This window comes from Polynucleobacter sp. AP-Elch-400A-B2 (genome assembly GCF_018688355.1).
GTDB lineage: Bacteria > Pseudomonadota > Gammaproteobacteria > Burkholderiales > Burkholderiaceae > Polynucleobacter.
The window spans coordinates 226,250-239,584 of the sequence record NZ_CP061317.1 but is presented as its reverse complement, the minus strand read 5'-3'; the positions used below and the strand labels follow the sequence as shown (position 1 = coordinate 239,584).

Annotated in this window: 14 protein-coding genes; 4 read left to right on the top strand and 10 right to left on the bottom strand. The window is 45.7% G+C overall.

Going from position 1 to position 13,335, the window contains the following annotated elements; genetic code table 11:
* Nucleotides 1–7 precede the first annotated feature (7 nt).
* Nucleotides 8–1,324 carry an O-antigen ligase gene (locus tag FD977_RS01285; protein ID WP_215305787.1) on the bottom strand — a complete coding sequence of 439 codons (1,317 nt, stop codon included), beginning with the start codon at nucleotides 1,322–1,324 and terminating at the stop codon, nucleotides 8–10.
* 154 nt (nucleotides 1,325–1,478) lie between these two features.
* On the opposite strand from FD977_RS01285, the gene galE reads away from it, so the two are divergent.
* Nucleotides 1,479–2,492, top strand: a complete 1,014-nt coding sequence (galE, locus tag FD977_RS01280; RefSeq protein WP_215305786.1) for a UDP-glucose 4-epimerase GalE — start codon at nucleotides 1,479–1,481, stop codon at nucleotides 2,490–2,492.
* Nucleotides 2,493–2,523: 31 nt separating this feature from the next.
* A complete protein-coding gene (locus FD977_RS01275; protein ID WP_215305785.1) occupies nucleotides 2,524–3,501 on the top strand; it encodes a hypothetical protein in 978 nt (325 codons plus the stop codon).
* Here FD977_RS01275 and FD977_RS01270 read toward each other — a convergent pair.
* The 4 genes from FD977_RS01270 to FD977_RS01255 are packed head-to-tail and all read right to left on the bottom strand — an operon-like array spanning nucleotide 3,498 to nucleotide 5,985.
* A complete protein-coding gene (locus FD977_RS01270) occupies nucleotides 3,498–4,478 on the bottom strand; it encodes an aspartate carbamoyltransferase catalytic subunit (RefSeq protein ID WP_215305784.1) in 981 nt (326 codons plus the stop codon). The genes FD977_RS01275 and FD977_RS01270 overlap by 4 nt on opposite strands.
* Entirely contained in the window at nucleotides 4,475–4,990 is a 516-nt protein-coding gene (gene pyrR, locus FD977_RS01265) for a bifunctional pyr operon transcriptional regulator/uracil phosphoribosyltransferase PyrR (protein WP_215306999.1), read from the bottom strand. The genes FD977_RS01270 and pyrR overlap by 4 nt, the downstream gene beginning before the upstream one ends.
* Nucleotides 4,983–5,408: a Holliday junction resolvase RuvX gene (gene ruvX / locus FD977_RS01260; protein WP_215305783.1), complete on the bottom strand. Its 426-nt coding sequence runs from the start codon at nucleotides 5,406–5,408 to the stop codon at nucleotides 4,983–4,985. The genes pyrR and ruvX overlap by 8 nt, the downstream gene beginning before the upstream one ends.
* Nucleotides 5,401–5,985, bottom strand: coding sequence for a YqgE/AlgH family protein (locus FD977_RS01255; protein WP_215306997.1), 585 nt, complete (start codon nucleotides 5,983–5,985; stop codon nucleotides 5,401–5,403). The genes ruvX and FD977_RS01255 overlap by 8 nt, the downstream gene beginning before the upstream one ends.
* A 152-nt stretch (nucleotides 5,986–6,137) precedes the next feature.
* On the opposite strand from FD977_RS01255, the gene FD977_RS01250 reads away from it, so the two are divergent.
* Together FD977_RS01250 and FD977_RS01245 are read left to right on the top strand one after the other, a co-directional pair.
* Nucleotides 6,138–7,628 (top strand): deoxyribodipyrimidine photo-lyase, encoded by a 1,491-nt coding sequence (locus FD977_RS01250; RefSeq protein ID WP_215305782.1) that lies wholly within the window; start codon nucleotides 6,138–6,140, stop codon nucleotides 7,626–7,628.
* A 40-nt stretch (nucleotides 7,629–7,668) separates the two neighbouring features.
* A complete protein-coding gene (locus tag FD977_RS01245; protein WP_215305781.1) occupies nucleotides 7,669–8,508 on the top strand; it encodes a symmetrical bis(5'-nucleosyl)-tetraphosphatase in 840 nt (279 codons plus the stop codon).
* A gap of 15 nt (nucleotides 8,509–8,523) precedes the next feature.
* Here FD977_RS01245 and hemL read toward each other — a convergent pair whose 3' ends face one another.
* From hemL to FD977_RS01220, 5 genes are read right to left on the bottom strand one after another with little or no spacing between them, the layout of a single operon-like run.
* Complete coding sequence (gene hemL / locus FD977_RS01240) at nucleotides 8,524–9,816, bottom strand: glutamate-1-semialdehyde 2,1-aminomutase (protein WP_215305780.1); 1,293 nt, start codon at nucleotides 9,814–9,816, stop codon at nucleotides 8,524–8,526.
* Between the two features lie 56 nt (nucleotides 9,817–9,872).
* Nucleotides 9,873–10,043: a rubredoxin gene (locus tag FD977_RS01235; RefSeq protein ID WP_011902084.1), complete on the bottom strand. Its 171-nt coding sequence runs from the start codon at nucleotides 10,041–10,043 to the stop codon at nucleotides 9,873–9,875.
* A 23-nt stretch (nucleotides 10,044–10,066) separates the two neighbouring features.
* Nucleotides 10,067–11,533 (bottom strand): class I SAM-dependent RNA methyltransferase, encoded by a 1,467-nt coding sequence (locus tag FD977_RS01230; RefSeq protein ID WP_215305779.1) that lies wholly within the window; start codon nucleotides 11,531–11,533, stop codon nucleotides 10,067–10,069.
* 35 nt (nucleotides 11,534–11,568) lie between these two features.
* Complete coding sequence (locus FD977_RS01225) at nucleotides 11,569–11,994, bottom strand: CopD family protein (protein WP_215305778.1); 426 nt, start codon at nucleotides 11,992–11,994, stop codon at nucleotides 11,569–11,571.
* Between the two features lie 45 nt (nucleotides 11,995–12,039).
* Nucleotides 12,040–13,326 (bottom strand): glutamate-5-semialdehyde dehydrogenase, encoded by a 1,287-nt coding sequence (locus FD977_RS01220; RefSeq protein WP_215305777.1) that lies wholly within the window; start codon nucleotides 13,324–13,326, stop codon nucleotides 12,040–12,042.
* Nucleotides 13,327–13,335: the final 9 nt, after the last annotated feature.

Sequence of the window (13,335 nt, the reverse complement as noted above, 5' to 3'; positions counted from 1 at the left end):
AACCCACTTAGACCACTGAAGCTTGGCGAGTCGGCTCTAGAGCTGAAGACTTAAAAAGCACTTGAGCCAGTAAAGCGGCAACCATCAAGCCATAAAAAGTACACAAGTACTTGAGGGATAACTGCTCATTAGATAGTCCAGCAATAAATATGCCAGTAATATAAAAAAGACCAATTCTAGATGCCTGCTTTACGTTCAAATCCAATGCGTTGCGATACTTCCAAAAAATAGAGAATGGTACGAGCAAGAGACTTAAGTAGGCGACCAATCCAAAGAGGCCTGTAGATACTAACTTGCTCAGAATATCGCTATGAGGTCCGGCAACAGTCATATCATGAATTGCTATTTTATTTGCAGGGATATCCAGATAACTTCCGACAAGTAGATTGCCAATGCCAACCTCACCAGCGCCAAACCATAAATGTTGCATTGCAAGCTGCAGCGAAATCTTCCACATGCTAAGACGAATACCAGCAGAACCATCTAAATTTGCACCACTAATCCAATTGAGGATTTCAAAATAACCACTAATGATTCGAGTAGATAGCCTCTCTGAAAGATAAAATCCCATTGAAAATACTATGCAGATAGAAACACAAACTGCAATTGTTTGTAGCCACATTTTCTGCTTTTGAGATTGGCTAGCATGTGCAATGTCCCCCAATCTCAGAAATAAAATAACTAAAAGAATAAAGGGGGCAGTTAGCCAGCCGCCGCGTGAGCCAGAGCCAACGGAGATATATAGGCCGAGCAACCCACCAAGAACTTGCAACACGATTATTCCCATGGATTTTTTTCTACTCCATTCAATCATCAAAAAGGATAGGAGGCCAAGAATGAATGTTTGGGATCCTAAAGTATTGGGGTCAACAAAATAAGTGGCATAACGCCCGCCCCAATACGCACCTGGGTTTAATTGCACGCTTAAAAATACACAAATCAATCCGACTGGAATAGCAATGCTCAAAACTTTGATGTATGGAATATTGAGATGCCTGATAAATAAGAAGACCACTCCCGCAGTCAAAAGACGAGATGGCCCATCAAATGCCGCAAAGTGTATGACCCCACGGAATACCTGAGACAGCAATATCGATATAAACAACCCCGAAAATGTTAGAAGAATCACGGCATCGAGCGGGTAATTCAACTGCATCCTAGGTGATTTTCCGCTCAAGAAGTGATACATAGCAAGAAGTGCAAGAGCGAATAAGGAAACATGGACACCATGACGAACAGTCAGAAACGTCACTGGGAACATAAAAACACACAAAATTACTAACCAATCTAGATTTATATAGGCGAGGTTTATTCTGTTTTTCATGGGTATCTTAGGGTTTAAATATAACCGTCAACTGCAGGATATTATTATTTAAATAAATACCCATTAAATAATGTGTTTTCAGTCCCACTGAAGATGTATTGCAAAGAGAATACCATTAGGACCTTTAAAGCCCTTTACTTTTAATTCACAAAATATGAAGACAATTCTGGTTACTGGTGGAGCAGGATATATAGGCTCACATACTGTAGTAGCCCTCCAAGATGGCGGTTATCAAGTGGTAATTCTGGATAATCTTTGCAACAGTAAATTAGTAGTCTTAAATAGCATCCAAAAAATTTGCTCTAAAACCCCTGTCTTCTATCAAGGAGATATCCGGGATCGGACATTGCTTTCCAAAATTTTCAACAATCACTCGATTTCAGGAGTCATTCATTTTGCAGGGCTGAAGGCGGTTGGCGAATCCCAAAGTCAACCCCTCAAGTATTACGACAATAATGTGGCCGGCAGCATTACCCTTCTAGAAGAAATACTCAAGGCTAAAGTAGATACCTTTGTATTTTCTTCTTCTGCAACCGTATATGGGGAACCAGGGGCTTCGCAGTACCAAGAGGATATGCCTACTGCCCCCATTAATGTCTATGGCCGAACGAAGCTCATGGTAGAAGAAATACTTGGGGATAGCGCAAAAGCGAATCCCGGACTGAAAGTAGCCTGTTTGCGCTACTTCAATCCCGTGGGGGCTCACTCATCAGGATTAATTGGAGAAAACCCTGTTGGAACTCCAAATAATCTGATGCCCTATATTGGTCAAATTGCCTTAGGCATTTTGCCGCGCTTAAAGGTCTTCGGAAGTGATTACCCCACTCCAGATGGCACTGGTCTCAGAGACTATATTCACGTTGACGACTTAGCTATAGGCCATGTGTTGGCGTTGGATTACTTAGAGCGCAATCCAGGGGCAATTACAGTCAATCTAGGTACCGGAAAACCCTATAGCGTCCTTGAAATGATTGCCACGTTTGAAAAAGTCAGCGGTAAAAAAATTCCATACGATCTTGTAGAGCGAAGATCGGGGGATTTGGCAGAGTATTATGCAAATTCAGGCTTGGCCAAAGCAGTCTTGGGCTGGCAAGCAAAGCATGGAATTGAAAGAATGTGTGAAGATACTTGGCGCTTCTATAGTCAATTAGGCGCCCAGGGTTCATAAACAATATCAACTGAGAATGACTGATCCCTAGATGCATAAATTTAAAAAAATATTAGTAGTTTGCCCAGCGGGAGCTGTTACTGGGGGTCCAGAAGCACTTCATCAATTAACTGCACATATGAATAGCTTGGGCTTGCCGGCGTATTTGTGCTACCTGCCATTCTCAGAAACGGCAAAGCCACCCGCACCTTATGAGCACTACCAAACTCAGTCAGCCCCATATGAGGACGTACCTGGCAATCTAATCATTTTTCCCGAAGTGGATCCAATGCTCGCGCTCAAAGTAAAGCATGCAAAGGCAGCTTTATGGTGGCTTTCCCTAGAGAACTTTTTAGAGCGTAGACACATTTGGCCACTGCATGATCGTGTCCGCTACTTCAAAAGAGTACTTCAAGGGCGCAGGCCTTGGGGTGGCGCCAAGAATCTAAAGAGTCTCCTGCATTTCTCACAGACAGAGCACTCAACCCAATATCTAAAATCCTGCGGTATCGACCCCATTCCATTAATTGATTCAATCAATGAAGATTTCCTCACAGACAAATATCTAGACAAAATTGACCACAAGAAGAATATTATTTTGTATAACCCAACCAAGGGATGGAAAGTCACCCAGCAATTAATTGCACACTACCCTCAGTGGCAATTTCTCCCCCTCAAGGGTTTAAACCGTAATCAACTATCAGAAAAGCTCTATAGCGCAAAACTGTATATTGATTTTGGTCACCATCCTGGCAGAGATCGCATGCCACGCGAAGCGGCTATGCATGGATGCTGCCTTATCACTGGAGAATTGGGTTCAGCTGGAAATGCAATTGATCTGCCAATACCATCACAATACAAATTTGATAGTGGCGCCCCAAATTTTGTGGAAGCCTTTGGTCAACTTGCTAATGATGTGATGGAAAACTTCCCCAAACACTATGCAGATTTTGGTGTGTATAGAAAATGGCTGCAAGATGAGCCAAGAATTTTTAAACAGCAAATTGCGGATTATTTCTTAAGCAATTAATTGCCTGCCACAATAGACATCACCGCCATCCGCACCGCAATACCAAAGGTGACCTGATTGAGAATGACTGATTGAGGGCCATCGGCTACAACAGAATCAATTTCAACACTACGGTTCATAGGGCCTGGATGCATTACGATGGCATCAGGCTTAGCCAAAGCAAGACGTGTGGGCGTTAAACCATACTGATTGAAGAAGGCATCTCCTTCTGGGACTTGACCTACTTCCATGCGCTCTTTCTGAATGCGCAAGGTCATGACTACATCAACACCTTTTAGACCCTCTTCCATGCTATGGAATACCTTTACCCCCAGCATATCTAAATCACTTGGCAACAGACTCTCAGGGCCAATCGCACGAATATCCGAACAGCCCAAGGTTCTTAAGGCGCAGATATTAGATTTCGCTACACGGCTATGTACGATATCTCCAACGATAGCCACTTTGAGACCACTAAAGTCTTTCTTGAAGTGGCGCATTGTGTACATATCTAACAGGCCCTGAGTAGGATGCTGATGGCTACCATCGCCTGCATTCACCACGTGAACGTGTGCAGGCACATGTTGGGCGATCTCGATCGGTGCCCTTGAGGTGCTATGGCGCACTACAAAAATATCTGCCTGCATTGCCACTAAGTTATCAATCGTATCTAAAAGACTTTCACCTTTTGCGGTAGAGGATGTAGAGATATCTAAATTAATGACATCCGCTGATAAACGTTTAGCAGCAATCTCGAAAGTAGTACGAGTACGAGTGGAGTTTTCAAAGAACAGATTGAAGACACTCTTGCCACGAAGCAGTGGAACTTTTTTTACTTCTCGGGCAGGATCTGTCACGCTGACAAACTGTTGTGCGGTATCGAGAATGTGAAGAATTTGTTCTTTTGGCAAGCCCTCCAAAGTCAGCAAATGAGTTAACTCACCAGCGGCATTAAATTGATTTACAAAATTGCTGGGTTGATTAATAGTTCCGCTCATGCTGCACGCCCCTCTAATTGAAAGCTAAACTTGCCAGCACCATCTTTTTCTAAAACTAATATTTGACTCTCTGAAATACTCACTTGCTCCCCCACAAAATCTGCTGAGATCGGTAACTCACGACTCTCACGATCAGCCAAAACCATCAATTCGACACGTGCCGGTCTACCAAAATCAAACAACTCATTCAGAGCAGCACGAACTGTACGACCAGTAAGCAAAACGTCATCAATCAAAATCACGTTTGCGCCATTCACCTCAAAAGGGAGATGGGTAGACATGGTGCTAGCGGTTCGAAGTGCTGTCATGCCCTTCTCAGCATAGTCATCCCGATGAAACGCCACATTAATGACACCAAAGTGGGGAAGGATTAAATCTGCAGCTAGGCGCTCCGCAATCCAAGCCCCACCCATTGCAAGACCAGCCAACTTAAATACATCGCCAGCCTTTTTGCGCTGACTCAAAGTCTCTAGTAATTTCAGATAGGACTGCTCTGCATTCATCTCAACCAATCCAATTCTTCTCAAGAAAATACTGCTCCAAAATCAAGGCCGCAGACTGTGCATCCAAATTGTCTCGCATATCAGGATCACCCTCTAAAACGGCAGAGGTATAGCGCTCATCCACCCACTCCACCGGCAACTGAAAGCGTCCGTGCAACTGATTACCAAAGCGGTGGGCCCTGGCACTCATCTCATGCTCTGTACCGTCCGGATGGCAAGGCAGCCCCACCACCAATTGATTTGGCTGCCACTCCTTGATCAGGGTCTCAATAGCTCTAAATCGCACATCCTCAGATGGCTCCGCAATAATCTTCAAGGGCTGGCCGGCTTTGGTCAGAGTATTGCCAACGGCAACTCCAATACGTCGCGTCCCGAAGTCAAAAGCCATGACCGTCAACTCTGCGCCCCTCTTGATACCCTCAGGCATGCCCTGCCTCGCCAGATAGATGGGATGGATCAAACCCCAATAGACTCATCGTCCGATCATAGCGCTGGCTAGAAGGGGTATCAAAAATAATCTCAACCATTTGCTTCTGGGATAGGGGGACGTTCATCCAGCCATTGAGAGTAATCTCCTCCTCAAGTTGCCCAGCACTCCAACCTGCATAACCCAAGGTCATTAAGAATTTACTGGGCCCAGAGCCTGTTGCCACGGCCTCGAGTACATCCTTGGATGTCGTCATGGTCAAGCCCCCTAGAACGGCCAAGGAAGAGCTGTAAGCCACTTCTTCGGTGGGCTCGTGCAAGACAAATCCACGCTCAATTTGCACTGGACCACCAAAATAGACTGGTTGCTCAGATACAGGCTCAGCCTCCAGCTTGACCTCAATTTTTTCAAATAAGGCGCCCATATCGAGCTCGGTTGGGCGGTTGATCACCAAGCCCATCGCACCCCGTTCAGTATGCTCAAAAAGATAGATAACTGAACCTGCAAAATTGGGATCGACCATCCCAGGCATGGCAATCAAGAATTGGTTTGCTAAATGATCAGCAGAATACGAAATTGAGGACCTAACAGCGGAAGCTTGGGAGGTCTGGGTGGGTATTGAAGCTTGACCCACGGGGGCTTTTTTAGCCATGTTCATATAAAGTACGATTTTACAGAAATTTCCGCATATTCAAGCACTTTTAGACAATAGATCATAAGATGTTGCCTATGAAAAAAGCTCTCGTTTGGCTCCGCCGCGATTTACGCCTGTATGACAATGCCGCGCTTCATCACGCCCTAAAAAATAATGATCAAGTTTGGCTAGCGTTTATCTTCGATACCGATATTCTGGATCCACTAAAGTCCGAAGATCTAGATGCAAGCGGCCTTAAGCATGATCGGCGTGTAGACTTTATTTGGCAAGGTCTGCAGCAAATCGATGCGCAATTACGTAAACAAGGTGGCGGACTGATTGTTCAGTATGGCAGGCCCACTACGTGCATTCCGAGAATTGCAGAGACTTTGGGGGTCAACACCGTTTACACCAATCATGACTATGAGCCAGCGGCAATTGCACGCGATGCCTCTGTTGCCAGATCACTAGAAAAACTTGGTATTGAATTAGAAACTTTCAAGGATCAGGTCATCTTTGAGAAGAAAGAGATTCTCACCAACTCCAATACCGTCTTCTCCATCTTCACGCCTTATAAAAATAATTGGCTTAAGACACTAAAAGAAAAAGATATTGCCGCTTATGACTGCGATCCTAAAAAAGGTCAGTTAGCCGCTATCCCAAAATTATTAGAGACGCCCTTTCCATCGCTAGAGTCTATGGGCTTTTGCGCCACAGGTATTGAAACTTATCTCCCGCCAGGATCTGAGGGTGGCCAGAGTTTCTTGGAGGACTTCCTCAACCGCATCGATCAATACCAAATCGGTCGAGACTTCCCGGCAATCAAAGGCGTGAGCTATTTATCGACACACCTGCGCTTTGGCATGCTCTCTATTAGAGGCTTGGTACGTGAAGCGCACCGCCGTATGCTTGCTGGCAGTATGGGTGCAACGATCTGGTTGAGCGAGCTCATCTGGCGTGATTTTTATTTCATGATTCTGGCCAATCACCCACGCCTTGCTGAGGGTGCAGCCTTCAAACCAGACTATGACAATATCGAATGGGAAAGTGGTGCCACTGCCAAGAAGTTATTTAAAGCTTGGTGTGATGGCAAAACGGGTTATCCATTGGTGGATGCTGCTATGTGCCAACTGAATCAAAGTGGCTATATGCATAACCGCCTACGCATGGTGGTTGCCAGCTTTCTTACCAAGGATTTAGGAATTGATTGGCGCTGGGGGGAGCTGTATTTCGCAAAACACCTCAACGATTTTGAGTTGACTTCTAATAATGGTGGATGGCAATGGGCTTCTTCCTCGGGATGTGATGCGCAACCCTACTTCCGCATCTTTAACCCGATTACCCAATCCCAAAAGTTTGATCCCGAAGGAAAGTTCATTCGTCGGTATTTGCCTCAACTAGAAAAACTCTCCAAGAAGTCGATTCATGCACCTTGGGAAGCTGGTCACATTGAACTAGAGGCTGCCGGCATTCTTTTGGGGCGAGACTATCCCCTGCCGGTAGTTAACCATGATGAGGCACGCAAAAAGACCTTAGTGCGCTACAGCGTTGTCAAAAAGGTTAGTCCAGAAAGTGCATCCGATTAACTTGTTGTAGGCTCCGACACTTTCCGATTTAAGATAGGGCATGAGCAAGATCTATGCCGTAGGTGATATTCAAGGGTGTGCACCCTCTTTGAAGACACTCGTTAAAAAACTACCCGTTCAATCCAAGATGATTTTTTTGGGCGACCTTGTCAATCGCGGTCCTGACTCCTTGGGTACCCTACGCTACCTCAAGAAATTACAAGAAGAACAACGCATTGAATGCATTCTTGGGAATCATGATCTCCATTTGCTTGCAGTAGATGCTGGTATCCGAAAAACTAAGGGGCTGGATACCGTACAACCCATTCTAGATGCACCTGATAGAGCCGAGTTAATGCATTGGTTACGCCATAGGCCAATGGCTCTGAGTAACGGAAAAGTACTTACTGTTCATGCTGGGGTTCTACCCCAATGGGACCTGCAGCAAACGATTGAATGCGCGCAAGAAGTAGAAAAAGTGCTCCGCAAAAAATCTTATAAAGATTTTCTAGCAAATATGTATGGCAATACCCCGAATAAGTGGAGTAATTCCCTTCAAGGATATGAACGTTTGCGCGTTATCACCAATGCACTAACCCGTATTCGTTTTTGCACTCCAGCAGGCATGATGGAGTTTGAGAGCAAGGAAGGCTTTGAGGATGGTCCCAAAGGCTATATCCCTTGGTTTAAAACTCCTAAACGAAAAACTCAAGATACCCTGATTTACTTTGGGCACTGGTCCACTCTAGGACTGCTCCAGCATGGGAATGTCATTGGCCTCGATACAGGCTGCGTCTGGGGTGGCAAACTCACTGCCATGGAAATTCCAGAGTCAGGTAAATCGAGCAAGAAGCTAGAAATTATTCAAGTGGATGGTTACGACCATCCACTCAGAATGTAATTCTGACTCCGCTTCTTATAACTTCTTAAATGCAGTTTTAGCTGCAGCGATGATATCTTCTAAAACTGCATTGTCATGAGTAATAGAAGTAAATCCAGCTTCATACGCAGATGGTGCTAAATACACCCCTTGATCTAACATCAAGTGGAAGAACTTCTTAAACGCTTCGATATCAGTTTTAGTCACTGCCTCAAAAGAAGTTGGAACCTCATTGGCAAAGTAAAAGCCGAACATACCACCAACGCTATCAACAGCAAATGGCACGTCCGCTTCATCCGCAGCCAGCTTTAAGCCGGCCATCAGTTTTTCAGTTTGACCAGTCAAGCACTCGAAGAAACCTTCTCGAGAAATAATCTCCAGCGTTTTTAATCCCGCTGCTACTGCCACCGGATTGCCAGACAAGGTGCCTGCCTGATAAACATTACCCAGAGGCGCTAACTTAGACATGATTTCTTTTTTACCACCGAAGGCAGCCATCGGCATGCCGCCGCCCATCACCTTGCCAAGACAAGTGAGGTCGGGAGTGATGCCTTGTAGCGACTGGGCGCCACCTAAAGCAACCCTAAAGCCGGTCATCACCTCGTCGTAAATTAATACGCTGCCATGCTGACTTGTTAGCTGACGCAGTGTCGATAGAAATTCCTTTGAGGGCTTAATCAGATTCATATTGCCAGCAAACGGCTCAATAATCACCGCGGCAACCTGGTTACCCTGCTTTGTAAATACCTCCTTCAGTGCTGCCACATCGTTATATGGCAATACCAGTGTGTGCTTCACTAGATCATTAGGAACACCCCCTGATGACGGTGCATTTTGAGTTGAATCTGCAAAGGTCAAGAGGCCAGAACCTGCTTTCACCAAAAGACTGTCGGCATGGCCGTGATAGCAACCTTCAAATTTAATAATGAGATCGCGACCGGTATAGCCACGTGCAAGACGCAGAGCGCTCATGGTGGCTTCGGTTCCACTCGATACCATCCGCACTTGCTCAATGCTTGGAACCAACTGACAAATGCGTTCCGCTAATTCAATTTCACCTTCGGTAGGAGCACCATAGCTAAAGCTAGTTTCTGCTGCCTGCTTAACTGCCTCAACCACTTCTGGATTCGCATGGCCTGCGATCATGGGACCCCAGGACATAATCAAATCAATATAGCGCGTACCCTCAGCATCCCAGAAGTAAGGGCCTTTGGCTTTAGCAACAAAGCGTGGTGTACCGCCTACCTGACGAAATGCGCGTACTGGAGAATTCACACCCCCAGGAATTGTTTTTTGTGCGCGCTCAAATAAGATGTCATTTTTTCCCAAGATTCTTTTCCCGATTTAGCTAATGAATTTAAATATTGTCTAATTAAATTGATCTATTAGATCGCCATCATTTCAAAGTCTTCTTTGCGTGCACCACACTCAGGACAGGTCCAGTTCATGGGTACATCTTTCCAAAGTGTGCCTGGTGCAATACCCTCTTCAGGTAAACCTGCAGCTTCGTCATAAACCCAGCCACAAATCAAGCACATATATGTTTTAAATTCCATTACTGTCTTCCTTATTGATCTTTTTATTTTAAATCGGATGCAGCATCACGTTTTGGATGCATCTCGAACTTAAACAACCTGCATTCTAGAGGGCCGTTGAATAAAGGCGTACGCTTAGACTCCTTGATACGCAACTGACCTGGTAAGGCCATATCTGCCGTCAATACAAAGACATTCCAGCCACCAAAAACATCCTTGAGATGCTGGCCAAACTGCCTTAAGAACTCGACAAATTTAGGATCCTGATCTTCTTGAGCTTGTAGCTTTTTAAGAGACTCACGGCTAGAGCGTTTAGCGCTTTGACGCCCTGTTTCCAGATTAAAGGCATAGCGATCCTCTGGCTCCTCGGCTTGCTCATAGTCATCTCGCTCCATCTCGCCGCCCGCAGAGCGATCTTGACCTCGTCCACCCTTGATCACTAAGCGCTCTCCATAAGGCGGGTTCAATAGCATCACACCATTTTGAGCATTTGCTGGCGGCCTACTTGCTAAAGCATCAATTTGACGCGTTACTGGCATTCCTGGTAATTGAGCCCGCTGCCAATTACCCTTAAACATGGCAACCAAGCGCTCATTAATATCGCCACCACTAATACCCAGTGACTCTGAGTCTGGGTATTGCTTGCGCTTATCCATCATCTCAGCATGTACAGCGTCTTTCAGAGCCGCCCAACGCTTTTGTTCAGCAGTCTCATTAAATGGCTTGAGTCGCTGAAATCCAAACCCATGAGCGGAAGTGACTAATGGGCGATAGGCGAGTCGACTCGGCTTAGCGTCATCACCATAAATCCCCGCCCGAATAGCCCCCGGCGGAATAGCCAAAGCCATTTGAGCAGCCTCGACCAAGAAGGTCCCGCTACCGCACATCGGATCAAATAAAGTTTGCGAAGGCTTCCAACCAGTAATCGATAAGATACCTGCTGCAAGATTTTCTTTTAAAGGTGCGTCACCTTTTTCATCACGCCAGCCACGTTTAAATAAGGCCTCACCAGAAGTATCCAAATAGATCGTGGCATGCGTTGCTGTGAGATGAGCCTGTACCCGCACATCTGGAAATGCGGTATCAATACTGGGACGATCACCAGTGACGTCACGCAAACGATCAACAATCGCATCCTTAATCTTCAAGGTTGCGAAATTCAAACTCTTCAGTGGGGAGCGATGCGCAGTGACATCAACACGTAAAGTTTGTTTAGAAGAAAACCACTCCTCCCAAGCTAAACCACTAGCCAGCTTATACAAATCTTCTTCCTGACGGTATGGCGATTCCGCCATCTGCAGCAATATTCGACTCGCAATCCGTGAATGTAAGTTCAATGCCATGGCGGCCGATATTGGCGCCGCCAAACCCACTCCACCTGTAGGGCTCGTAGGCGTAGGATCAATCACCCAAGCACCCAGCGCTTTACAGTCAGGACGCTGCGCAATACTTGCTAGCTCTTGTGCAAGAGGCACTTCCAGTCCACCTGGACAAACAACAAAAAATCTCATGAGGCTAGCAATCTAAAAGGGATGAAATAAAAAAATTAAGGCTTAATGACTACCAAAGCGGTCACGATCAACAGGAGGAGGACTGGCGCTTCGTTAAACCAGCGATACCAAACTCCTGAATGGGTATTGACGCCATTGCGGAATTTTTTGAGCAAGCCCCAACACGCATGGTGATAGCCAATTACCAGAAGCACGAAGAACATCTTGGCATGCATCCATACTTCGCCCGAACCTATTTTGAAATGCAACCATAAAGCAAGGCCTAGCAATACGGCAGGTACCGCCAAGATTGTCATAAATCGAAACAAGCGATTCGCCATTCCTAGAAGGCGCGCATGGACCTCGGGATTTTTTTCATCAGCCAAGTTCACAAAAATACGTGGAAGATAAAACAAACCAGCAAACCAAGAGGCAATCAAAACAATATGCAGCGTCTTAGTCCATAAATATGCATTACCCATGATCAATCATTTCCGTTCTGTAATAAAACTGAATTAAGCACGCATTTAAGTACGAATCTCGCCATGACCCATGACGACGTATTTGAGAGAAGTTAGGCCATCAAGACCTACAGGGCCTCGTGCATGCAGCTTGTCATTTGAGATACCAATTTCGGCACCAAGACCATACTCAAAGCCATCGGCAAAACGGGTGCTGGCATTAACCATCACGCTGGCGCTATCGACTTCACGCAAGAAGCGATTGGCTTGCACTTGATTATTGGTAATGATGGCATCGGTATGTTTACTGCCGTATTGCTCAATATGGCCCATTGCTTCGTCCATATCTGCCACAGTCTTAATCGACAAAATGGGTGCCAAATATTCTGTTTGCCAATCCTCTTCAGTGGCATTGACTAAGTCTTTAAAACCCGCCGCCTCAAGAGTTTTTCGGGTTTGATCATCAACGCGCAACTCCACACCCTTTTCTTGGTAGATCTTACAAAGCGCTGGCAATACTTGAGGTGCAATCGTTTTGTTGACCAAGAGTGTTTCCATCGCATTGCAAGGTGCATAGCGCTGAGTCTTGGCGTTATCACAAACCTTAATCGCCATGGCAATATCTGCATCTGCATCAATATAGGTATGACAGATACCATCCAAATGCTTAATCATTGGCACGCGCGCTTCTGCCATCAAACGAGCAATCAAACTCTTGCCACCGCGTGGAACGATCACATCAATATATTTAGTCATGGTGATCATTTCACCAACGGCAGCGCGATCTGTAGTACTCACAACCTGCACTGCATCCATCGGTAAATTAGCAGCGTCCAAACCTTCTTGAATCAATTGCGCTAACAAGGTATTTGAATCAATTGCCTCTGAGCCACCGCGCAAAATGACGGCGTTGCCAGATTTAAGACATAGTGCGGCAGCATCAATCGTGACATTCGGACGAGATTCATAAATGATGCCGATCACACCAAGCGGCACTCGCATCTGACCAAGCTCAATACCCGAAGCCTGCTTTTGTAAAGGCGTAATTTTTCCAATCGGATCTTCCAAAGAAACAATTTGCTCCAAACCCAAGGCCATCGACTCAATGGTCTTTGGCGTCATGGTGAGACGATCAATAAACGCTGCATCCTGACCATTGGTTGTGGCGCGAGCAACATCAAGTGCATTCACTCCAACAATTCCCTCAGAGCGCTCACGAACTAACTTAGCAATATGCAATAGCGCCTGATTTTTCTGATCGCTAGATGCCCGCGCCATTGCACGTGAGGCCTGGCGAGCACGTCGGCCAATATCTTGCATCATGTGTTGAATGGTATTTGTTGAATCACTCATATATTTACT

What these genes read in the sequence shown, in the direction of transcription:
- FD977_RS01285 (WP_215305787.1), bottom strand. Translation starts at nt 1,324, where the DNA reads ATGAAAAACAGAATAAACCTCGCCTATATAAATCTAGATTGGTTAGTA.
- galE (WP_215305786.1), top strand. Translation starts at nt 1,479, where the DNA reads ATGAAGACAATTCTGGTTACTGGTGGAGCAGGATATATAGGCTCACAT.
- FD977_RS01275 (WP_215305785.1), top strand. Translation starts at nt 2,524, where the DNA reads ATGCATAAATTTAAAAAAATATTAGTAGTTTGCCCAGCGGGAGCTGTT.
- FD977_RS01270 (WP_215305784.1), bottom strand. Translation starts at nt 4,478, where the DNA reads ATGAGCGGAACTATTAATCAACCCAGCAATTTTGTAAATCAATTTAAT.
- ruvX (WP_215305783.1), bottom strand. Translation starts at nt 5,408, where the DNA reads ATGCCTGAGGGTATCAAGAGGGGCGCAGAGTTGACGGTCATGGCTTTT.
- FD977_RS01250 (WP_215305782.1), top strand. Translation starts at nt 6,138, where the DNA reads ATGAAAAAAGCTCTCGTTTGGCTCCGCCGCGATTTACGCCTGTATGAC.
- FD977_RS01245 (WP_215305781.1), top strand. Translation starts at nt 7,669, where the DNA reads ATGAGCAAGATCTATGCCGTAGGTGATATTCAAGGGTGTGCACCCTCT.
- FD977_RS01235 (WP_011902084.1), bottom strand. Translation starts at nt 10,043, where the DNA reads ATGGAATTTAAAACATATATGTGCTTGATTTGTGGCTGGGTTTATGAC.
- FD977_RS01230 (WP_215305779.1), bottom strand. Translation starts at nt 11,533, where the DNA reads ATGAGATTTTTTGTTGTTTGTCCAGGTGGACTGGAAGTGCCTCTTGCA.
- FD977_RS01225 (WP_215305778.1), bottom strand. Translation starts at nt 11,994, where the DNA reads ATGGGTAATGCATATTTATGGACTAAGACGCTGCATATTGTTTTGATT.
- FD977_RS01220 (WP_215305777.1), bottom strand. Translation starts at nt 13,326, where the DNA reads ATGAGTGATTCAACAAATACCATTCAACACATGATGCAAGATATTGGC.